Annotated in this window: 20 protein-coding genes; 12 read left to right on the top strand and 8 right to left on the bottom strand. The window is 73.1% G+C overall.

Annotated elements, in window-relative coordinates:
- The 4 genes from nuoL to QSK00_RS02565 are packed head-to-tail and all read left to right on the top strand — an operon-like array spanning nucleotide 1 to nucleotide 6,356.
- Nucleotides 1-2,028: an NADH-quinone oxidoreductase subunit L gene (nuoL, locus tag QSK00_RS02580; RefSeq protein WP_502872000.1), complete on the top strand. Its 2,028-nt coding sequence runs from the start codon at nucleotides 1-3 to the stop codon at nucleotides 2,026-2,028.
- Complete coding sequence (locus QSK00_RS02575) at nucleotides 2,025-3,683, top strand: NADH-quinone oxidoreductase subunit M (RefSeq protein ID WP_285587120.1); 1,659 nt, start codon at nucleotides 2,025-2,027, stop codon at nucleotides 3,681-3,683. The genes nuoL and QSK00_RS02575 overlap by 4 nt, the downstream gene beginning before the upstream one ends.
- Nucleotides 3,683-5,326, top strand: a complete 1,644-nt coding sequence (gene nuoN, locus QSK00_RS02570) for an NADH-quinone oxidoreductase subunit NuoN (RefSeq protein WP_285587118.1) — start codon at nucleotides 3,683-3,685, stop codon at nucleotides 5,324-5,326. The genes QSK00_RS02575 and nuoN overlap by 1 nt, the downstream gene beginning before the upstream one ends.
- A gap of 4 nt (nucleotides 5,327-5,330) precedes the next feature.
- Nucleotides 5,331-6,356, top strand: coding sequence for a polyprenyl synthetase family protein (locus QSK00_RS02565; protein WP_285587114.1), 1,026 nt, complete (start codon nucleotides 5,331-5,333; stop codon nucleotides 6,354-6,356).
- Here QSK00_RS02565 and rarD read toward each other — a convergent pair.
- Complete coding sequence (rarD, locus tag QSK00_RS02560) at nucleotides 6,332-7,285, bottom strand: EamA family transporter RarD (RefSeq protein ID WP_285587111.1); 954 nt, start codon at nucleotides 7,283-7,285, stop codon at nucleotides 6,332-6,334. The two genes, QSK00_RS02565 and rarD, sit on opposite strands and share 25 nt — an antisense overlap.
- 162 nt (nucleotides 7,286-7,447) lie before the next feature.
- On the opposite strand from rarD, the gene QSK00_RS02555 reads away from it, so the two are divergent.
- Nucleotides 7,448-8,380: a patatin-like phospholipase family protein gene (locus tag QSK00_RS02555; RefSeq protein ID WP_285587108.1), complete on the top strand. Its 933-nt coding sequence runs from the start codon at nucleotides 7,448-7,450 to the stop codon at nucleotides 8,378-8,380.
- 195 nt (nucleotides 8,381-8,575) lie between these two features.
- Here the strand turns inward: QSK00_RS02555 and QSK00_RS02550 are convergent, their stop codons facing one another.
- The 3 genes from QSK00_RS02550 to QSK00_RS02540 form a co-directional block, all read right to left on the bottom strand.
- Nucleotides 8,576-9,670, bottom strand: a complete 1,095-nt coding sequence (locus QSK00_RS02550; RefSeq protein WP_285587105.1) for a 2-oxoacid:ferredoxin oxidoreductase subunit beta — start codon at nucleotides 9,668-9,670, stop codon at nucleotides 8,576-8,578.
- Nucleotides 9,667-11,589 (bottom strand): 2-oxoacid:acceptor oxidoreductase subunit alpha, encoded by a 1,923-nt coding sequence (locus QSK00_RS02545; RefSeq protein WP_285587104.1) that lies wholly within the window; start codon nucleotides 11,587-11,589, stop codon nucleotides 9,667-9,669. The genes QSK00_RS02550 and QSK00_RS02545 overlap by 4 nt, the downstream gene beginning before the upstream one ends.
- 136 nt (nucleotides 11,590-11,725) lie before the next feature.
- Nucleotides 11,726-12,568, bottom strand: a complete 843-nt coding sequence (locus QSK00_RS02540) for an enoyl-CoA hydratase-related protein (RefSeq protein ID WP_285587101.1) — start codon at nucleotides 12,566-12,568, stop codon at nucleotides 11,726-11,728.
- A 27-nt stretch (nucleotides 12,569-12,595) separates the two neighbouring features.
- Here QSK00_RS02540 and QSK00_RS02535 point away from each other — a divergent pair, with 27 nt between their 5' ends.
- Nucleotides 12,596-13,171: a PaaI family thioesterase gene (locus QSK00_RS02535; protein WP_285587099.1), complete on the top strand. Its 576-nt coding sequence runs from the start codon at nucleotides 12,596-12,598 to the stop codon at nucleotides 13,169-13,171.
- A 76-nt stretch (nucleotides 13,172-13,247) separates the two neighbouring features.
- Nucleotides 13,248-14,078 carry a zinc metalloprotease HtpX gene (gene htpX, locus QSK00_RS02530; RefSeq protein WP_285587097.1) on the top strand — a complete coding sequence of 277 codons (831 nt, stop codon included), beginning with the start codon at nucleotides 13,248-13,250 and terminating at the stop codon, nucleotides 14,076-14,078.
- Here htpX and QSK00_RS02525 read toward each other — a convergent pair.
- Nucleotides 14,069-14,668: a hypothetical protein gene (locus QSK00_RS02525; RefSeq protein WP_285587095.1), complete on the bottom strand. Its 600-nt coding sequence runs from the start codon at nucleotides 14,666-14,668 to the stop codon at nucleotides 14,069-14,071. The genes htpX and QSK00_RS02525 overlap by 10 nt on opposite strands.
- The gene (locus QSK00_RS02520) at nucleotides 14,665-15,309 is read right to left on the bottom strand and encodes a hypothetical protein (RefSeq protein ID WP_285587093.1); all 645 of its coding nucleotides are present in this window, start codon (nucleotides 15,307-15,309) and stop codon (nucleotides 14,665-14,667) included. Before QSK00_RS02520 ends, QSK00_RS02525 begins: the two co-directional genes overlap by 4 nt.
- Nucleotides 15,310-15,579: 270 nt before the next feature.
- Between QSK00_RS02520 and QSK00_RS02515 the strand changes: the two genes are divergently transcribed.
- The 3 genes from QSK00_RS02515 to QSK00_RS02505 are packed head-to-tail and all read left to right on the top strand — an operon-like array spanning nucleotide 15,580 to nucleotide 17,507.
- The gene (locus QSK00_RS02515) at nucleotides 15,580-16,632 is read left to right on the top strand and encodes a glycoside hydrolase family 172 protein (protein WP_285587091.1); all 1,053 of its coding nucleotides are present in this window, start codon (nucleotides 15,580-15,582) and stop codon (nucleotides 16,630-16,632) included.
- Entirely contained in the window at nucleotides 16,629-17,024 is a 396-nt protein-coding gene (locus QSK00_RS02510) for an EVE domain-containing protein (protein ID WP_285587090.1), read from the top strand. The genes QSK00_RS02515 and QSK00_RS02510 overlap by 4 nt, the downstream gene beginning before the upstream one ends.
- 27 nt (nucleotides 17,025-17,051) lie before the next feature.
- On the top strand, nucleotides 17,052-17,507 hold the full coding sequence (locus tag QSK00_RS02505; protein ID WP_285587084.1) for an SRPBCC family protein: 456 nt from the start codon (nucleotides 17,052-17,054) through the stop codon (nucleotides 17,505-17,507).
- An 84-nt stretch (nucleotides 17,508-17,591) separates the two neighbouring features.
- Here the strand turns inward: QSK00_RS02505 and QSK00_RS02500 are convergent, their stop codons facing one another.
- Nucleotides 17,592-18,488 carry a polysaccharide deacetylase family protein gene (locus QSK00_RS02500; protein ID WP_285587082.1) on the bottom strand — a complete coding sequence of 299 codons (897 nt, stop codon included), beginning with the start codon at nucleotides 18,486-18,488 and terminating at the stop codon, nucleotides 17,592-17,594.
- Nucleotides 18,489-18,516: 28 nt separating this feature from the next.
- On the opposite strand from QSK00_RS02500, the gene QSK00_RS02495 reads away from it, so the two are divergent.
- Complete coding sequence (locus tag QSK00_RS02495) at nucleotides 18,517-19,293, top strand: SDR family NAD(P)-dependent oxidoreductase (RefSeq protein WP_285587080.1); 777 nt, start codon at nucleotides 18,517-18,519, stop codon at nucleotides 19,291-19,293.
- A gap of 4 nt (nucleotides 19,294-19,297) precedes the next feature.
- Here the strand turns inward: QSK00_RS02495 and rfbA are convergent, their stop codons facing one another.
- Nucleotides 19,298-20,188 (bottom strand): glucose-1-phosphate thymidylyltransferase RfbA, encoded by an 891-nt coding sequence (gene rfbA / locus QSK00_RS02490; RefSeq protein WP_285587077.1) that lies wholly within the window; start codon nucleotides 20,186-20,188, stop codon nucleotides 19,298-19,300.
- 147 nt (nucleotides 20,189-20,335) lie between these two features.
- Here rfbA and QSK00_RS02485 point away from each other — a divergent pair, with 147 nt between their 5' ends.
- On the top strand, nucleotides 20,336-20,596 hold the full coding sequence (locus QSK00_RS02485; RefSeq protein WP_285587075.1) for a hypothetical protein: 261 nt from the start codon (nucleotides 20,336-20,338) through the stop codon (nucleotides 20,594-20,596).
- The last annotated feature ends 11 nt before the right edge of the window (nucleotides 20,597-20,607 follow it).

Raw genomic sequence — 20,607 nt, 5'->3', positions numbered from 1 at the left:
GTGAGTAGCGAGCTGCTCAGCCAGTTACCGCCGGTGGCGCCGGCTTCCGGCGCCGGCAGCGCGGCCTGGATCCTGGTCGCGCTGCCCGCCCTGGGCGCCGCGGTCCTCTTCCTCGGCGGTCGGCGCACCGACCGCTGGGGTCACCTGCTCGGCACCGCCACGGTGCTGCTCTCCTTCGTCTACGGCGTCGTGCTGTTCTTCTCGGCGCTCGCGCTGCCGGGCGAGGAGCGGGTGCGGGACCTGCCGCTCTACGAGTGGTTCGCCTCCGGGTCGCTCTCGGTGGAGTTCGGGCTGCGCCTGGACCCGCTGTCGCTGACGTTCGTGCTGCTCATCACCGGCGTCGGGTCGCTGATCCACATCTACTCGGTGGGCTACATGGCCCACGACGAGAACCGCCGCAAGTTCTTCGCGATGCTCAACCTGTTCGTCGCGTCGATGCTCGTGCTGGTCCTCGGCAACGGCTTCCTGACCCTCTACCTGGGCTGGGAGGGCGTCGGCCTCGCGTCGTACCTGCTCATCGGCTTCTACGTGCAGCGCCCGCTCGCCGCCTCCGCGGCGAAGAAGGCGTTCCTGATGAACCGGGTCGGTGACGTCGGGCTCGCGCTCGCGATCTTCATCCTGTTCGCGCAGCTGGGCACCACCCAGTACACCGAGGTCTTCGCCCGGATCGGGGAGCTCTCGCCCGGCGCCGTCACCGCGGTCGCCCTGCTGCTCCTGCTCGGCGCCTGCGGCAAGTCCGGCCAGTTCCCGCTGCAGGCCTGGCTCCCCGACGCCATGGAGGGCCCGACCCCGGTGTCGGCCCTCATCCACGCGGCCACGATGGTCACGGCGGGCGTCTACCTCGTCGCGCGGTCGCACCCGATCTACGACCTGACGCCCACCGGTCAGCTCGTCGTGACGATCGTCGGGGCGGTCACGCTGCTCATCGGCGCGATCGTCGGCTGCGCCTACGACGACATCAAGAAGGTCCTGGCCTACTCCACGGTCAGCCAGATCGGCTACATGATGCTCGCCGTCGGCCTCGGGCCGATCGGCTACGCGGCCGGCCTCGCGCACCTGCTGACCCACGGCTTCTTCAAGGCCGGGCTCTTCCTCGGGGCCGGGTCGGTGATGCACGGGATGGCCGACGAGACCGACATGCGCCGGTTCGGCGGGCTGTGGCGGCACATGCCGATCACGTTCGCCACGTTCACCCTCGGCTACCTGGCCCTGATCGGCTTCCCGTTCCTCTCGGGCTTCTACTCGAAGGACCTCATCATCGAGGCCGCCCTCGGGGGTTCGCCGGTCCGCGGCTGGCTGCTCGGTGGTGCCGCGCTGCTGGCGGCCGGCCTGACCTCCTTCTACATGACGCGGCTGATGCTTATGACCTTCTTCGGTCCGGAGCGGTGGCGCTCGCTCACCCCGCGCTCCGCGCCGTGGGACCCGTCGCTGGAGAGCGAGGCGGCCCCGCAGCACCCGGAACCGGGCCACGGGTCACCGGAGCACTACCACCCGCACGAGTCGCCCCCGTCGATGACGGTGCCGATGATCGTGCTCGCGATCGGGTCCGTCGGGGCCGGTGCGTTCCTCGTCATCGGGGAGCGCCTCGGCGGCTGGCTCGAGCCCTCGATCGGGCCGGTGCGCGAGGTCGAGGAGGCCGTCATCCCGACGGGGCTCGTCCCCGGCATCGCCTCGGTCCTCATGCTGCTCGGCGCCGGGATCGCCTACCTGACGGTCGGCCGTCGGCCGGTGCCGGTGGAGCGCCCGCAGCGGGTGTCGCTGCCGGTGCGGGCCGCGCGGGCCGACCTCTACGCGAACACCATCAACGAGAAGGCCATCGCGCGGCCGGGCATCTGGCTCTCCCGCGCGCTGGTCTACGTCGACAACCGCGGGGTGGACGGCGCCGTCAACGGCACCGCCGCCCTGCTCGGCGGGGCGTCGGGCCGGGCCCGGCGCACCCAGACCGGATTCGTGCGCTCGTACGCGCTGACGATGCTGGGAGGCTCGCTCGTGCTGGTCGCGGCGTTGCTGGCGGTGGCTCTGCCGTGAGCGCCCTCGTGATCGTCCTCGTCCTGCTGCCCCTCGTCGGGGCGACGGTCTGCGGCGTCCTGGTCAAGGGCGGCCGCGACGCGACCGCGAGGTCGGCCGGCTTCGCCGTCTCGCTGGTCGAGCTGGTGCTCGTCGCGGTGATTTGGGGTCTGTTCGACCCGTCCGCCCCGACGCGGTTCCAGGGCGAGTCGTCGGTGGAGTGGATCCCGGCCTTCGGCGTCTCGTTCGCGCTCGGCCTCGACGGCATCGCGCTCGCCATGATCGCCCTGCTCGCGGTCCTCGTGCCGATCGTCATCGCGTACACGTCGTTCACGCGGGCCGCGGAGCGGTTCCCCGACGGTCCCGACGGCGAGCCCCGCGGCGCGGGCGGCTTCGTCGCGCTGATGCTGTCGCTGCAGGGCGTGCTGGTGGCCCTGTTCGCCGCCACCGACGTCTTCGTCTTCTACGTGATGTTCGAGGTCATGCTCGTCCCGATGTACTTCATCATCGGGCGCTTCGGCGGGGCGCGGCGGCAGTACGCCGCGGTGAAGTTCTTCCTGTACTCGTTCCTCGGCGGGCTGATCATGCTCGGCTCGGTGATCGGGATCTACGTCGCGAGCGGCACCCGCCTCGGCGCGGCCACGTTCGACTGGGCCGAGCTGCAGCGGCTCGCCGCCCAGCTCCCCGAGTCCACGCAGATCTTCCTGTTCCTCGGGTTCTTCGCCGCGTTCGCGATCAAGGCGCCGCTCGTCCCGCTGCACACCTGGCTGCCCGACGCCGGTGCGCAGGCCCCGATCGGTGGCGGCGTCATCCTCGTCGGCGTCCTGGACAAGGTCGGCGTCTTCGGGTTCCTGCGCTACTGCCTGCCGCTCTTCCCGCTGGCCTCGCAGACCCTCGCGCCGCTGGTGCTCGTGCTCTCGGTGATCGGCGTGCTCTACGGCGCGCTGCTCGCCGCGATGCAGACCGACATGAAGCGCTTCGTCTCCTACACCTCGATCGCCCACTTCGGCTTCATCGGGCTGGGGATCTTCGCGTTCTCCCAGCAGTCCGTGGCCGGGTCCGCGCTCTACATGGTCAACCACGGCATCTCCACGGCGATGCTCTTCCTCGTCGTCGGCATGCTGGCCGCGCGCGGTGGCTCGACGCAGATCGCCGACTACGGCGGCGTCGGGAAGATCGCGCCCGTGCTCGCCGGGCTCTTCCTGGTGGCCGGCCTGACGACGCTGTCGCTGCCCGGGACCAACTCCTTCGTCTCGGAGTTCCTCGTCCTCCTCGGCTCGTGGCCGCGGGAGCCGGTCTACACGGTGATCGCCACGGTCGGGATCATCTTCGCGGCGCTCTACGTGCTCTGGGTCTACCAGCGCACGATGACGGGCCCGCTGCGCGGCGAGGCCGTCGTCGGCGGCGGCCCCGGCGCTGCCACGGCACGGGCGCTGGCCGGTGGTCCCGGCTTCTCCGACACCGTCGACACCGACCCGCCGGACGCCACGCGTCGGGCGCGCTTCGGTGACCTGTCCGGCCGGGAGATCGGGGTGCTGGCCCCGCTGGTGCTGCTGATCTTCCTGCTCGGCTTCTTCCCGCAGCCGGTCCTCGACGTCATCAACCCGGCGGTCTCCGCCACCATGAGCGAGGTCGGCGTCGCCGACCCGGTCGGCCCGAACGGAGTGGCCCGCTGATGGGTTCCCAGTCCTTCTCCGATGCCCTCGGCGTCGACTACGGCGCCCTCGCGCCGCTGCTGATCGTCCTCGGCGGAGCCTGCGTCTCGGTGCTCCTCGAGGCGGTGCTCCCGCGTGTGCGCCGCCGGTCGGTGCAGCTGGTGTTCAGCCTGGCCGTCGTGGTGGTGGCGCTGGCCGCGGTGATCATCCGGGCGACCAGCGGCGCGGGCGACGTGGTCGTCCTGGCCGGCTCGCTCTCGGTCGACGCCCCGGGCCTGTTCCTCTGGGGCACGCTGCTCGCGCTCGCCGTGCCCTCGGTGCTCATGCTCGCCGACCGCTCGGTCGAGCCCGGCGGCGTGTTCGTGGCCGACCCGGAGGCCCTCGCGGAGGCCCAGGAGCGCGTCGGAGCCGGCTCACTGCGCTCGACCTCCTCCGGGCTGCCGTCGGGGACCGGCACCGACACCCACGGCGTGGTGGGGCGCCGCGGCGGCGCGGGCCCGGAGCCGACGACCCCGCCGGAGATGCACACGGAGATCTTCCCGTTCGTGCTCTTCGCGCTCGGCGGGATGCTCGCGTTCAGCGCCGCGAACGACCTGCTGACGATGTTCGTCGCCCTCGAGGTGCTCAGCCTCCCGCTGTACCTGCTGTGCGGGCTCGCCCGCCGTCGTCGTCTCCTCTCGCAGGAGGCGGCCGTGAAGTACTTCCTGCTCGGCGCGTTCGCCTCGGCGTTCTTCCTCTACGGCGTGGCGCTGCTCTACGGCTACGCGGGCTCGGTCCGCCTCGCCGACATCGCCGCGTCCGCGGCGGGCCCGCTGCGCTCGGACGCGCTGCTGTTCGCCGGGCTCGCGCTGCTCGTGGTCGGCCTGATGTTCAAGGCGTCGGTCGGCCCGTTCCACACCTGGACCCCTGACGTCTACCAGGGTGCCCCGACCCCGGTCACCGCGTTCATGGCCGCGTGCACGAAGGTCGCGGCGTTCGGCGCGATCCTGCGGGTCTTCACCGTCGCCTTCGGGACCACCGCGCTCGAGTGGCGCGGCGTGCTGTGGGCCGTCGCCATCGCGTCCATGGTGATCGGGACCGTGCTCGGGATCACCCAGACCGACCTCAAGCGCATGGTCGCCTACTCCTCGGTGGCCCACGCCGGGTTCATCCTCATCGGCTGCCTGGCGATCACCCCGGCCGGGCTCTCCGGGACGTTGTTCTACCTCCTGGCCTACGGCTTCACGACGATCGCGATCCTCGGCCTGGTCTCGCTGGTGCGCTCCGGCGACGGCGAGGCCGGGCACCTCTCGGGGTACGCGGGCCTCGCGCAGCGCTCCCCGGTGGTCGCGGCGGCCCTCTCGTTCTGCCTGCTCGCGCTCGCCGGCGTGCCGCTGACCAGCGGTTTCACCGCGAAGTTCGCGGTGTTCTCCGCGGGCCTGGCCGACGGGATGGCGCCGCTGGTGATCGTCGGCCTGGTCTGCAGCGCGATCGCCGCGTTCTTCTACCTGCGCGTGATCGTCCTCATGTACTTCTCCGACCCCGCGCCCGACGGGCCGACCGTCAGCCTGCCCGGACCCATGACCACGGTGGCGATCACGCTCGGCGTCGCCGTGACCTTGCTCCTGGGAGTGCTCCCGACGGCCGCCCTGGAGTGGGCCGGGGCCGGAACTTTCCTAGGCTGAGGGCGTGAGCACGCAGAGGCCAACGCCGGTGAGCCTGACCCAGGTCGCCGGTCTCCCCATCGGTGACGAGGCACTGGCGGCGGAGGTGTCGTCGGGCCTGGACCAGGTGGAGGAACTCCTCCGGCGGGAGGTGCACAGCGACTACCGCTTCGTGGCGGACACGTCGCTGCACCTCATCGAGGCCGGCGGCAAACGGTTCCGGCCGCTGCTGACGCTGCTGGCCGCCCAGCTCGCGGGTGGGACCAGCGAGGACGTGGTGGTCGCGGCGACGTCGGTCGAGCTCGTCCACCTCGCGACGCTCTACCACGACGACGTGATGGACGAGGCCGTCATGCGCCGCGGGGCCCAGAGCGCGAACGCCCGCTGGGACAACACGGTGGCCATCCTCACCGGCGACTACCTGTTCGCCCACGCCTCGCGGCTGGTCTCCCAGCTCGGGCCCGACGCGGTGCGGATCATCGCCGAGACGTTCGCCGAGCTGGTCACCGGCCAGATGCGCGAGACCCGCGGTGCCCGCGGCGACGACCCGGTGGCGCACTACATGGCCGTCATCGCCGAGAAGACCGGCTCCCTCATCGCGACGGCGGGTCGGTTCGGGGCGATGTTCGCCGGGGCGCCCGCGGAGCACGTGGAGGCGCTGCGGCGCTTCGGGGAGATCATCGGGACGGCGTTCCAGGTCTCCGACGACATCATCGACATCGCCTCGCCGTCCGGGGACTCCGGCAAGACGCCGGGGACCGACCTGCGCGAGGGCGTGGCGACGCTGCCGGTGCTCTACGCCCTGGCCGACGACGGGCCCGACGCCGAGCGGCTGCGCGCCCTGGGGGTGGGCGAGAAGGAGATCAGCGACGACGCGGTGGTCGACGAGGCGCTCGGCATCCTCCGCGGCTCCGACGGGCTGGCGCGCGCCCGCACGGCTCTGGACGAGCAGGCCGACGCCGCCCGCGCCGAGCTCGCCGGGCTGCCCGCCGGGCCCGCCCGCGACGCACTGGCGTCGTTGCTCGACTACACGGTCGACCGGGTCGGCTGAGCCGGTCGGGTCCCGACCGGACCCGACCCCCGCCGCCTCGACGAGGTCCAGCCGTCGACGGCGAAGACGAGCAGCGCGACCCACACCAGCACGAACCCGGTCCAGCGGGCGGGCGGCATCGGCTCGTGCTCGACGAACACGCCCCAGACGAACTGCAGCGTCGGGTTGACGTACTGCAGGAGCCCGAGGGTGGCCAGCGGGAGCCGCTGCGCGCCGAAGGCGAAGAGCAGCAGCGGCAGGGCCGTGACCGGTCCCGCGGCGACGAGCAGCAGGGTGTGGGTGGTGCCCTGCCCGAACGTCCCGACCCCGACCGCCTGCAGCCAGACGAGGTAGCCGATGGCGAGCGGCCCGAGGAGGAACCCCTCCGCGGTCAGCCCGGCGACCGGGGCGAGGGGCACCCGCTTCTTGAGCAGGCCGTAGACCCCGAAGCTGCCCGCGAGGACGAGTGCCACCCACGGCAGCGCGCCGGTACCCGCCCACAGCACCGCCACGGCCACCGTCGCGATCCCGACCGCGACCCACTGGACGCGCCGCAGCCGCTCCCCGAGCACGAGGACGGCGAGCACCACGGAGACCAGTGGGTTCACGTAGTAGCCGAGGGCGCTCTCGACCACGCGGTCGTGCGTGACGCCCCAGATGTAGACGCCCCAGTTGATCGTGATCAGCACGCTCGCGACCGTGATGGTCAGCCAGGTCCGCGCCGACTGCCCGCGCAGCTGCGACCAGCCCCGCATCGCCGTGAGGACCACGAGCATGCCCACGAGGGTCCAGGCGATGCGGTGGGCGAGGATCTCCACCGACCCTGCGGGCGCCAGGAGCGGCCAGAACGCGGGGAACGCACCCCAGAGCACGTAGGCGCCGAGCGCCGCCACCAGACCGGACCGGGGTGGGCGGGTGGTCGGGTCGGCCGCAGCCTGCTCGTCGGGCACGACGTCGAGCCCATCACGCGGTACGTGCGCTACGCACCTGCTATTCGCGACAGGGTGGCAGGTGCGGGCGCGCGCTCCCTCCCGAGGTGCACGTCAGGCCCGATGTCACCCTCGCGGCACCACGGGTCGATCCGGGGGCCGGGGACGGACGAACATCACGCCGTGCACCCGGTGATCGAGATCCTGCGGGCCCGGCGTGAGCGGGGCGATCGCGACGACGGGCACCGGGTCGCGCTCGCGATCGAGGGCGGCGGATCGCGGGCCACACTGTCGGGCGGGATGGCGCTCGGCCTGGCGGAGGCGGGCCTCTCCGGGGCCTTCGACGCGGTCTACGGCGCGTCGGCGGGGACGATCAACGGGGCCTGGTTCGTCGCCGGGGACACCGCCCGCGGCATCCCGGCGTGGTACCGGACCGGGGTGATGCGACGGGTCACCGGGATCGCGCGGATGCTGCGGGGCCGCCCGCTGGTGGACATCCGGTGGGTGACCGACGAGCTCTACCGCGACGTGGTGCCGTTGGACTGGTCGGCGGTGCGGTCGTCGGAGGTCCCGCTGCACCCCATGGCGACCGACGCCGACACCGGCGCCTCGGTCGACCTGCTCCCGTTCGTGCACGACGACGCCTCGCTGCGGGCCGCCGTCCGCGCGTCCACGCACCTGCCGATCCTCGGCGGCCCGCCCGTGGAGCTCGCGGGGCGACGGTTCCTCGATGCGGCCCTCGCGGAGACGCTGCCGTACCGGACACCGCTGGCCCAAGGCATGACGCACGTGCTCCTGCTGCGCACCCGCCGCGCGGACGACCCGGTCCGCCCGCCGTGGCGCTCCGGGGACCTGCTCGCCCGGCTGGTCCTGCGCCTCGGGACGCCGGGGGCCGCCGCGGCCTGGCGGGACCGCCACGAGCGGCAGCTGGCCGACGAGGAGGACCTGCTGGGCCGCTGCGCGGACACGGTGCACGCACTGCGCCCGCCGGTCGGCAGCCGTGACGTCGGCCAGCGCGAGACCGACGAGACCGTCCTGCGCGACGCCGTCGAGGTGGGCCGCGCCGTGGCGCTGGACGCGCTCGGCGCCGACACCTCCCGCGCGAGGCGCACATAGGGCAGGTTCCGGAGCGTCCGGCCCTGCATGGTGTGCACCTCGCGGTCGGGAGAGCGGGTCGCGGGTTGGCGAGGGTGACGTGGGGCAGGTTCCGGGGCGCCCGGCCCTGCATGGTGTGGACCTCGCGCGCGACGGACCCGGAGACGACACGAGGCCGGCCCCGGAAGGGGCCGGCCTCGTCGTCTCCGCAGGGAGTTACGCCTCCTGCTCCGGCGTGGGCATGACGGCCCAGGTGTCCCGGCCGGTGAGCAGCGCCTGCAGGTTGTCGCCACGCTGCTGGGCCTGCTCGGTCGCGGCGGTGACCTGGGCGCGGGCACCGTCGTCGTAGGTGGGGCGGTCGACCTTGCGGAAGATGCCCGTGACGGTGTGCGTCAGGTCCTGGTCGGACAGGCGCGAGAGCGCGAACGCCTGCGTCGGGTCCTGCTCGCCGGCGCGGTGGACGACGAGGGCGTCCTCGCCCACCTCAGCGACCGGGACGACCTTCAGTCCGCCCGACTCGGCGCGGACGACGCCGTACTCGCCGTCGTTGCCGAAGCGGATCGGCTCGCCGTCGACCAGCGGGATGAGCCGCTGGGCCACGTCGTCGCCCTTGCGCAGGACGTCGAAGGACCCGTCGTTGAAGATCGGGCAGTCCTGGAAGATCTCGACCAGGGAGGCGCCGCGGTGGGCGGCGGCCTGGCGGAGCACCTCGGTGAGGCCCTTGCGGTCGGAGTCCAGCGCGCGCCCGACGAACGTCGCCTCGGCGCCGAGGGCGAGCGAGACCGGGTTGAACGGGGCGTCGACCGAGCCCATCGGGGTCGACTTGGTGACCTTGCCGACCTCGGAGGTCGGGGAGTACTGCCCCTTGGTCAGGCCGTAGATCCGGTTGTTGAACAGCAGGATCGTGATGTTCATGTTGCGGCGCAGCGCGTGGATCAGGTGGTTGCCACCGATCGAGAGCGCGTCGCCGTCACCGGTGACGACCCACACCGACAGGTCCGGGCGCGACACCGCGAGCCCGGTAGCGATCGCCGGCGCGCGGCCGTGGATCGAGTGCATCCCGTAGGTGTCGAGGTAGTACGGGAAGCGGCTCGAGCAGCCGATCCCCGAGACGAACACGATGTTCTCGCGCTTGAGCCCGAGCTCGGGCAGGAAGGATCGCACCGAGGCGAGCACGGCGTAGTCGCCGCAGCCCGGGCACCAGCGCACCTCCTGGTCGGAGGTGAAGTCCTTCGCCTTCTGGGTCTCGTCCGTCGTCGGGACGAGATCGAGCCCGCCGAGCTTCGGGGTGGGCAGGTCGATGGCGGTCATGCGGGAAGGTCCCCCTTCACGGCGTCGGTGAGGACACCAGCGAGCTCTTCGGCCTGGAACGGCAGGCCGGCCACCTTGGTGTAGGAGCGGACGTCGACCAGGTACTTCGCGCGCAGCATCATCGCGAACTGGCCCAGGTTCATCTCGGGCACGACGACGCGTCGGTAGCCGCGCAGGACGTCGCCGAGGTTGCCCGGCAGCGGGTTCATCGAGCGCACGTGCGCCTGCGCGACGTTCATCCCGGCGGCGCGGACGCGACGGCACGCCGCCCCGATCGGCCCGAACGTCGAGCCCCAGCCGAGCACGAGCACCTCGGCCTCGCCCGACGGGTCGTCCACGGTGACGTCGTCGACCGTGATGCCGTCGATCTTGGCCTGGCGGAGCCGGACCATGCGGTCGTGGTTGTCGCCGTCGTAGGAGATCGACCCGCGGCCGTCGGCCTTCTCCAGCCCGCCGATGCGGTGCTCGAGACCGGCCGTGCCCGGCACCGCCCACGGACGGGCGAGGGTGTCGTCGTCGCGGAGATAGGGCCAGAACTCCCCGGACCCGTCCGGCGCGTTCGCCTCGGTGGCGAACGTGGTCGAGATGTCGGGCAGGTCGGCGACGTCGGGCACGTTCCACGGCTCGGAGCCGTTGGCGATCGCGCCGTCGGAGAGCAGGAACACCGGCGTCCGGTACTTGATCGCGATGTGCGCGGCCTCGATCGCCGCGGCGAAGCACTCGCTGGGCGAGGCCGGCGCGATGATCGGCACCGGGGCCTCCCCGTTGCGGCCGTACATCGCCTGCAGCAGGTCGGCCTGCTCGGTCTTGGTCGGCAGGCCGGTCGAGGGCCCACCGCGCTGGACGTCGAGGATCAGCAGCGGCAGCTCGAGGGCGACCGCGAGCCCGATCGTCTCCGACTTCAGCGCCACGCCCGGCCCGGAGGTCGACGTGACGCCCAGGGCGCCGCCGAACGACGCGCCCAGCGCCGCACCGATGCCCGCGATCTCGTCCTCGGCCTGGAACGTGGTCACGCCCATGCCCTTGTGCTTCGACAGCTCGTGGAGCACGTCCGAGGCCGGGGTGATCGGGTAGGTGCCGAGGAACACCGGCAGCTTCGCGAGCTGCCCGGCGGCGACCACGCCGTAGGCCAGCGCCAGGTTGCCGGTGATCTGCCGGTAGGTCCCGGTCGGCAGGGCCGCGGGCGCCACCTCGTAGGTCACCGCGAACGACTCGGTGGTCTCGCCGTAGTTCCAGCCGGTGCGGAACGCGAGGATGTTGGCCTCGGCGAGGTCGGGCTTCTTCGCGAACTTCTCGCGCAGGAACTGCTCGGTGCCCTCGGTGCCGCGGTGGTACATCCACGAGAGCAGCCCGAGCGCGAACATGTTCTTCGCGCGCTCGGCGTCCTTCTTGCTCATCCCGGTCGGCTCGAGCGCGGTCCGGGTGATCGTGGCCATCGCGACCTGGTGCACCTGGTAGGGCGCGAGCGAGTCGTCCTCGAGCGGGTTCGAGTCGTAGCCGACCTTCGCCAGGTTCCGCTTGGTGAACTCGTCGGTGTTGACGATGAGGACCTGGCCGTGCGGCAGGTCCTTGAGGTTCGCCTTCAACGCGGCCGGGTTCATCGCGACCAGGACGTCGGGCCGGTCGCCGGGGGTCAGGATGTCGTAGTCGGCGAAGTGGAGCTGGAAGCTCGACACCCCCGGCAGCGTCCCGGCAGGGGCCCGGATCTCGGCGGGGAAGTTGGGGAGGGTGGCGAGGTCGTTGCCGAAGGCCGCGGCCTCCGAGGTGAACCGGTCACCGGTCAGCTGCATCCCGTCGCCGGAGTCACCGGCGAAGCGGATGACGACCCGGTGGGTCTGCCTGACCTCGGTCTGCCGGATCTCGCCGTGGGCCACCAGGCGGTCCGGGAGATCGGCCCCGACCTCGGTGTCAGTGCTCATCGAGCGACCCAGTCCCTTCCTCGTCCTGCGTGGCACGCAACATCACCACGTCAAACCTCCACGCTAACCCTGAGGTGATCGGCGCAGTGTCCGGGTTCGTCACGGGTCACAGCCCTGGACCGAACAAGGAGCGCCCTCATGACCGCTTCCGCAGCCGCGCCAGGCCCTCCGCGAACGCCGGCGACCGCAACGACTCCAGCTGCGGACCGACCTCGACGGAGACGGCCTCGGCGTGGTCGGTGAGCGCGGACGTGGCGCGCACCGACGCCTTCGTCGTCGTGACCAGGTCCCGCGGCGCGCGGGCGGAGACCCCGGCCAGGCGCAGGGCCTCCAGGACGACGGGGGAGTGCCCCTGTTCGGGGAGCTCGCCCGCGACGCGACGCAGCACGAGCCCGGCCCGTTCGGCGGCGGCCGCGTCCATCGCCTCCCCGCCGAGCAGCATCGCGAGGGTGGTCTGCTGACCGACGAGGCGCTGGGTCATCCACGTCATCCCGCCGCCCGGGTGGATGCCGAGGCGCAGGAAGCCGGGCTCGAAGTGCGCGGTGTCCCCGGCGAGTCGGATGTCGGCGGCCAGCGCCATGTTGATCCCGGCCCCGACCGCCGGCCCGTCGACGGCGGCGATCGTGGGCAGCGGGCACGCCGCGAGGCGCAGGAAGCCCGCGTAGACGCCGCGGATGGCGTCCTCGCCGTCCCGGCCGGTCGTCGCGCCGACCGCGGCCAGCTCGTCGAGGTCGCCGCCCGCGCAGAACGCGGGACCGCGGTCGGCCGCGCCGGTGACGACGACGGCGTGCACCCGCTCGTCGGCCTCGACCTCGTCGAGCACCGCCACGAGTGCGTCCGAGAGAGCGCGGCTCATCGCGTTGCGCCGCTTCGGGTCGCGCAGGGTCAGCAGCGCGGTGACCCCGCTGCCCTCCCGCGCGCCCTCCGGGGCGATCCGTTCGAGCAGGACGTCCGGGGTGTTGTCTGCCACGGCCGACATCCTGCCCAAGACCGTTAGCGTGCGCTCATGCCCGCGTCCCCCACCCTGGAACTCCCCGCCGACGCCACCACCGCCGTGCGGCACGAGAAGGCCCCCGCGGTCGGCGAGCGCATCCCGGTGCACTCCACGGTGTGCTTCGGGTGCGCGGACCTGCCGTACGGGCTGCGTCTCGAGTCCTGGGTCGCCGACGACGAGGCCGGCGCGGCCGCGGTGCGCTCGCGGATGGTGCTGCGGCCCGACCAGCAGGGCGCTCCCGGGTTGCTGCACGGCGGCCTGCTCACCGCGGCGTTCGACGAGGTGCTCGGTTCCGTGGTCGCCCTGGTCACCCGGCCGTGCGTCACGGCGCGGCTGGAGACCGACTTCCGCGCGCCGATGCCCATCGGGTCGACGCTGTGGCTGCACGGCCGGGTCGACGGCCGGGCGGGACGCAAGCTCTACGTGGGCGGCACCGCCCACCTCGACGCCGAGGACGGACCCGTCGTCGGGACCGCGCGGGCACTGTTCCTCAAGGTGGGCATGGAGCACTTCCTGCGCAACAGCCGTCCCGAGGACCTCGAGGCGCTCGGGGTGTCGGCCGAACAGATCCGGGCCGCCCGCGGCTGAGCCGGGAACGCGCGCCCGCCCCCGGTCGTTGATCCGTGCGTAGTACCTCCGCACACGGACAGGACGGGAGACGACGGTGCGCAACGGGCTCAAGACCGCAGTGCTCCTCGGGGCGCTGAGCGCGTTCATCCTCCTCATCGGCTCGCTGTTCGGCCGCGGTGGCCTGGTCATCGCGCTGCTGGTCGCCCTCGGCGTCAACGGCTACTCGTACTTCTTCTCCGACAAGCTGGCCCTACGGGCGATGCACGCCGTGCCGGTCACGGAGGCCGAGCAGCCGCAGATGTACCGCATCGTGCGGGAGCTGGCCTCGGCCGCGCACCAGCCGATGCCCCGGCTCTACGTCAGCCCCACCGACGCGCCGAACGCCTTCGCCACCGGCCGCAACCCGCGCAACGCCGCCGTCTGCGCCACCACCGGCATCCTGCGCCTGCTCGACGAGCGGGAACTGCGCGGCGTCCTCGGCCACGAGCTCTCCCACGTCTACAACCGCGACATCCTCATCTCCTCGGTCGCGGGCGCGCTCTCGAGCGTCGTGACCTACGTCGCGCTCGGCGCCCAGCTCTTCGGCGGGAGCCGGAACTTCCTGGCCACGATGCTGCTCGCGCTCGTCGGCCCGGTGGCCGCCGGGATCGTGCAGATGGCCGTGAGCCGCACCCGCGAATACCAGGCCGACGCCAGCGGCGCGCACCTCACCGGTGACCCGCTCGCGCTCGCCTCGGCGCTGCACAAGCTGGAGTACGGCACGCAGGCCGCGCCGCTCCCGCCCGAGCCGCGGCTGGTGTCGCAGTCCCACCTGATGATCGCCAACCCGTTCCGGATGGGCGAGGGCATGTCGAAGCTGTTCTCCACCCACCCGCCGATCGCCGACCGGATCGCCCGCCTGCAGCAGATGGCCCGTCACGGCTGAGCCTCCGCGGCGTCGAGGTCCACGTCCACGCCGACGAGGTCGGCGACGTGCAGGAAGACGTCGTCGTCGATGCCGTGGGCATCGGGGATGCGGTCGAGGTGCTGGGTCCGCGGCGGGGCGCCACCCGGTCGTAGCCGGTAGCGCCGGACCGCCCGGAGCCGGTAGGCGCGGTCGGTCGCGGCGTGGTCCCGCACGTCGACGTCGAGGTGGACCGACCCCTCGACGTACACCGGTCGGCCCGCCTCGAGGTCCGGCCTCGGGTCCAGGCCCGCGCAGTCGAGCAGGACGGCGCGGTCCCCGACCACCAGCACGTCCAGGTCGCCCGCCGGCACGGTCCGGGGGCCCGGCACCCCGCACGCGACGAGGGTGCCGTAGCGATCGAGGTCCCAGAGCCGCTCGGGCCGGCCGCCGAGCCGGTCGACCGCGCTCGCGTGGAGGACGGGCGTCACGTGCACGACGTCCCCGACCGCGGCGGCGGGCAGCCGGCCCTCGCGCAGGTGGTGGGGGAGCAGCTGCACGGTGGTGACCTCCCGGCGGCGCGCCTCGTCCCGGGAACTCCAGCCCCCGCACCGGTGCGTCGCGGCCCTCACGCCTCGGCCTCGTCCCGCGCGCACGTGGGCACCGCGAACGACGGGTCGTCCACCAGGTCGGCGATGTACACGGCGTCGTCGGACACCTCCGCCGGCGCGGGGAACCGGTCCAGCGGCACCGGGCGGACCGGGACACCCGGAGTGCGACGGTAGCGGTGGACCGCGGCGAGCCGGACGGAGCGACGGCAGAGGGCGACCGCCTCCCCGTGCGCGGTGCCGGCGTCCAGCACGGGATCGAGGTAGAGCGACCCCTCGAGGTACACCGGGCCGTCACCCTCCGGCGGCTGCGTCGCGGCCCAGTTGACGGGGGCGAGCCGACCGCCCGCGTCGAGCACCTCGATCCGGCACGAGCAGCCGCCGTGGGGATCGAGCGCGATGGTGGTGAGGTCGCCGCGCGCGGCGACGCAGCCGAACTCGTCCACCCACCACTGGTCGGACGGCCGCACCCCGCGCCGGGAGGTGTCGGCGTGGATCACCCCCGCGTAGATCGCCGGCACCACGTCCAGCCGGTCCCCGACCCGCGGCCGCCCCAGCTCCCCGCCCGCCAGCAGGTGCGGCAGCAGCTGTACGGCCGTGGCGCCCGGCGTGCGTGCCCGCCCGGTCCCTCCGGCGATCCGTCCCGTCCTGCCCCGCGTGCCCATCGCGCCTCCCGGTCTCGTCCTCGGGGGCTTGGACTGCGCCGGGCGCCGATCGGTTCCGTCTTTCTTCCCTGCCGTCCCGCCGACGGGTCGCCCCGACACCGCTGAGTTCGACGTGTCGTGGGGGGCGTCGGCCGCTCTCCGGCCTCGTCGTTCTGACTCACGACGACGAGGTGGGCAGGGCAGGCCGGGAGCCGCGACGAGGTGGGCCGGGGCGGCCCCGTCACCGCGGGCGCCGTGTCCGGTGACCCGCGCCGCGGGAACACTCGCCCCATGACCGCCGCCTACGGACCGCACGGCTCGAGCCTGCGGGACCTGCCCCGTCTGCGCCGCTCCCGTCGCCGGCGGTCGTCGAGCTGGGACCGCACCGGCGGCAACGACGACCGCGCGCACGTCCGCCCCGGGGAGTCGGTGACCCTGCTCGACGTCGAGGGGGCGGGCGTCGTGACCCACCTGTGGATCACGGTGAACGGCCCCCGACGCCGGCGGGCGGAACTCCTGCGCCGGCTCACGATCCGGATGTGGTGGGACGGGGAGGAGTCGCCGAGCGTCCAGGCGCCCCTCGGGGACTTCTTCGGCGTCGGCCACGGCCGCACCACGAACTTCGTCTCCGCGCCGCTGCAGATGAGCCCGCAGGACGGCCGCGCCCTGAACTGCTGGTTCGCCATGCCGTTCGCCGACGGCGCCCGGATCGAGGTCCACAACGAGGCGCCCGGGGAGGTCTGGGTCTACTCCTACGTCGACCACGAGGAGCTCGACGCCCTCGACGCGGACGTCGGCCGCTTCCACGCGCAGTTCCGGCGCGAGCGCACGGTCGGCGTCCGGCCCGGCCTCTCGAACGCGCGCTACCAGTTCGGCGGGGAGAACCTGACGGGCGATGACAACTACTCGATCCTGGACGCGCGCGGTCACGGGCACTACGTGGGCTGCGTGCTCAACGTGCGGCCCCGGCGGCGGCGCCGCTGGAACTGGTACGGCGAGGGCGACGACATGATCTTCGTCGACCAGGAGCCGGGGGACTGGCCGCCGACGCTGCACGGCACCGGTACCGAGGACTACGTGAACACCGCCTGGTGCCCGACGCAGGCCTACTCGGCGCCCTACCACGGCGTCACGCTGCCGGGGGGCCGCAACTGGCGCGGCCCGGTCTCGCTCTACCGCTTCCACGTCGAGGACCCGGTCGTCTTCGAACGCAGCATCCGCGTGACGATCGAGCACGGCCACGCCAACCGCCGCAGCGACGACTGGTCCTCGGTCGCCTACTGGTACCAGGCCGAGCCGCACGTCCCCTTCGACCTCCCGCCGCTCGCGGAGCGCCTGCCGTGACGGGGCACTGGGTCTGGGTCGTCGGCCCGGACTGCTACCTCGACGACGACGGCCGCGAGCACCCGAAGCTCGCGCCGGGCGCCCCGGCGATGCGGTGGGCCTGCCACCGCGACACCCGGCCGGGCGACCTCGCCGTCCTCTACCGCTCGCAGCGGGCGAAGGACCTCGCCTACCTGCTGCGGGCCACCTCGGAGCCGTCCTACGAGCCGGGCCCGCGCCCGTGGAACTGCGCCGCCGAGGTCATCCGTCGCCTCGATCCGCCGATCCCGCTGGCCGACCTGCGGGCCGATCCGGTCGTGGCGACGTGGCCCGCGCTGCGGGCGTCGTTCGTCCGGACCGGTGCGCCGGTGCCCGGGGACGTCTGGGACCGGCTCCGGGAGATGGCCGCGTGACCGCGCGGTGTCTGGGACGGTGGAGACATGCATGACGCGGTGACCGAGCACGTCGACGCCCCTGCGGTGCGCGTGTGGGAGCTGGTCGCCGACGTGACGCAGACCCACCGCTACAGCGAGGAGACGTTCGAGGCGGAGTGGCTCGACGGCGCCACCGGCCCCGCGGTGGGCGCGCGCTTCCGGGGACACGTGAAGCGCAACGGCCGCGGGCCGACCTACTGGACGGTCTGCCGGGTCACCGCCTGCGACCCGGGCCGCGAGTTCGGCTTCGAGGTGCTCGCGGGCGGCCGTGTCGTGAACACCTGGCACTACGCGTTCCGGCCGGCGGACCACGGCACGGACGTCACCGAGTCGTTCCGCCTGCCCGCGAGCCCGGCGACCCGGGTCTACTGGGCCCTGTTCGGGTGGGCCCGCGGCCGCACCAACCGCGCGAACATGCGCACGACGCTGCGCCGCGTCAAGCAGGTCGTCGAGGAGGGCTGACCCACGTCGTCGGGGTACCGCTGACCGGGATCGCGCCGCCGAGCTCCTCCCGGAGGCCGGCCGGTCCTCCCGGTCGGCCCCGGCTCACCCCGGGACGTGCGCCGTCCACCACCGGGCGATCTGCTCCCGGTGCACCAGGGAGATCTCCGGCTGCTCGGTGACCCACGCGAGGAAGTCGCGCACCGCGACGGCCCGCGAGGCCTGCCCGCTCCACCGGGGGTGCAGCCCGACGGTCATCAACCGGGCACCCGCCCCGTGGCGGGCCTCGTCGAGCAGGAACCCCGCGGCACCGATCAGCGACTCGGCGAAGTGTCGCGGGGTCGCGTAGGTGGGCGGCAGGAAGTACCGGGTGTCGTTGTGCACCTTGGAGTACGGCACGACGAGCCAGGGACGACCGTCGACCTCGGTGCGGTAGGGCAGCTCGTCGTTCACGCTGTCGCTGTCGTAGCTCAGGTCGGGGTGCGCCGCCGCCAGCCGGCGTGTGCGCTGCGAGGGGAACGACCGCACGTACCAGCCGCGCACGGGGCGGCCGACCAGCTCGGGCAGCACCCGCATCGCGTGCTCGAGGTCCGCGCGCTCCTCGTCCTCGGTCATCGCCGTGACCTCGGCCCAGCGGTAGCCGTGGCCGAGCACGTCGTGGTCGCTGTCGCGCAGCCAGGCCGCGAACGGCGGGTTGCGCTCCAGGGCCCGCGCGCACACCCCGAACGTCACCGGGACGTCGAACCGCTCGAACAGCCGGACGAGCCGCCAGATGCCGACGCGCGAGCCGAACTCGAAGTGCCCCTCCGTGCCCAGGTCGCGCACCGCCGGGTCGATCGGCAGTCCGTACTCGCCCCAGCTGTCGTTGCCCTCGCCGTCGGGCCAGGCGGCCTCGGCGCCCTCCTCGACGTTGACGACGATGTTCACCGCGACCAGCGACCCGTCCGGCCACCGGTCGAGGGGCACGGTCCGTGCGTGGCCGACGAAGTCACGGTCGATCATGGGTGAGGTCTACCCGAGGGGAGCACCGATGCACCGACTCGTCGGACGCGTCTGCCTGGTCACCGGCACCGCGTCGGGGATCGGCCGTGCGATCGCGGTCCGGTTCGCCCGCGAGGGGGCGACGGTGGTGTGCGCCGACCGCCGGTCGACACCCGCCGACGGCGGTGTGCCGACGGTCGACCTCGTCCGCCGCGAGGGCGGACACGCCCACGAGGTGCTCGTCGACCTCGCGGACACCGAGGCCACCGCACGACTCGTCGACGGGGTCGTCGCCGAGCACGGGCGACTCGACGTGCTCGTCAACAACGCCGCGATCTCGGTCGCACGCCCGCTGCTGGACACCACCGTCGAGCAGTGGGAGGCGGTGTTCGCCGTCAACGTCACGGCGGTGTTCCTGCTGACCCGGGCAGCGGTGGCGCACATGCTCACGCGGGAACCCGACGAACACGGTGTCCGCGGTCGGATCGTCAACGTGTCCAGCCAGCACGGCATGATCGGGGCGCGCGGGGACGCCGCCTACGGGACCTCGAAGAGTGCGGTCGTGTACCTCTCCCGGCAGGTCGCCACCGACTACGGCGCGGCCGGGATCGTCTGCAACGGCGTCGCGCCGGGCAAGATCCTAACCGGCGCCGGCGGCCGCGAGGACGACCCGGCCTGGCGCCACCACTGGCAGGACCGCACCCCCGCGCCGCGGCTCGGCGTACCCGACGACGTCGCGCACGCGGCGCTCTTCCTCGCCTCCGACGAGGCTCGCTACGTCAACGGCACGAACCTGATGGTCGACGGCGGGTGGACCGCGTCCTGAGTGGCTACGAGGACGCCCCGGCGCGGCGGGCGACGTCGATGACGTACTCGCCGTAGCGGGACTTCTCCTGGGCGCGGCCGAGTTCGAGGCAGCGCTCGGGGGTGATCCAGCCCTCGCGCAGGGCGAGTTCCTCGAGGCAGGCGATGCGCACGCCCTGGCGGTGCTCGAGGACGGAGATGTACTGGCCGGCCTCGATCAGCGAGTCGTGGGTGCCGGTGTCGAGCCAGGCGAAGCCGCGGCCGAGGTCGATCAGGCGGGCCTGGTCGCGGTGCATGTAGGCGAGGTTGAGGTCGGTGATCTCGAGCTCGCCGCGCGGGGAGGGGGTCAGGGTGCGGGCGAGGGAGACGACGTCGTTGTCGTAGAGGTAGAGCCCGGTGATCGCCCGGTTGCTCCGGGGCTTCGCCGGCTTCTCCTCGATGGAGATCAGGCGGCCGCGGTCGTCGGCCTCGCCGACGCCGTAGCGCTCGGGGTCGCCGACGGGGTAGCCGAACAGGGTGGCGCCCTTGTCGGCCTCGACCTGGGCGACGGCGCGCTGCAGGATCGTCGAGAAGCCCTGGCCGTGGAAGATGTTGTCGCCGAGGACGAGCGCGGCGGCGTCGTCGCCGATGTGGTCGGCGCCGATGAGGAAGGCCTCGGCGAGCCCGTTGGGTTCGGCCTGCTCGGCGTAGGAGAACCGCACGCCCAGCTCGGAGCCGTCGCCGAGCAGGCGGCGGAAGGCCGGGAGGTCGACCGGGGTGGAGATGATCAGGATGTCCCGGACCCCGGCGATCATGAGCACCGAGATCGGGTAGTAGATCATCGGTTTGTCGTAGACCGGCAGGAGCTGCTTCGAGACCGCCCGGGTGACCGGGTGCAGTCGGGTGCCGCTACCCCCGGCGAGCACGATTCCCTTCACCCCGGGGACTCTAGATGGCGCATCCGCCGTCACTCCTTCGAGTGCCTCGGGTCAAGGTGCGATAACGGTCCGGACGCGGTTCCCGACAACACCGTCACGAGCGCATCGCTCGGAAAACTTCCGCTCAGCACCTCCCGGGGGACACCTGTGTCCAAGCACCGCCACACCCGCCGAGCCCGCCCCGTCGTCGGACGGGTCGCCCTCGCCGGGGTCGCCCTCGCCGGGCTGTCCGCCGCCCCGGGCGCCACCGTCGCCGTCTCGACGCCGCTCGAGGTCGCCCAGGCGCCGGCGGCGGCCGCCGCGCTGCCCGGCCACGACGACGTCCTCTGGTACGGCCTGCTCTCCGCCGCCGCGCTCGCAGGTGCGGCCGGGGCGCACCAACTCGTCGGCCGGCCTCGCCGCGCCTGACGGCGGGAGGC

This window comes from Actinomycetospora sp. NBRC 106378, from assembly GCF_030269685.1.
Taxonomy (GTDB): domain Bacteria; phylum Actinomycetota; class Actinomycetes; order Mycobacteriales; family Pseudonocardiaceae; genus Actinomycetospora.
This window is presented reverse-complemented; position numbering and strand designations above follow the sequence as displayed.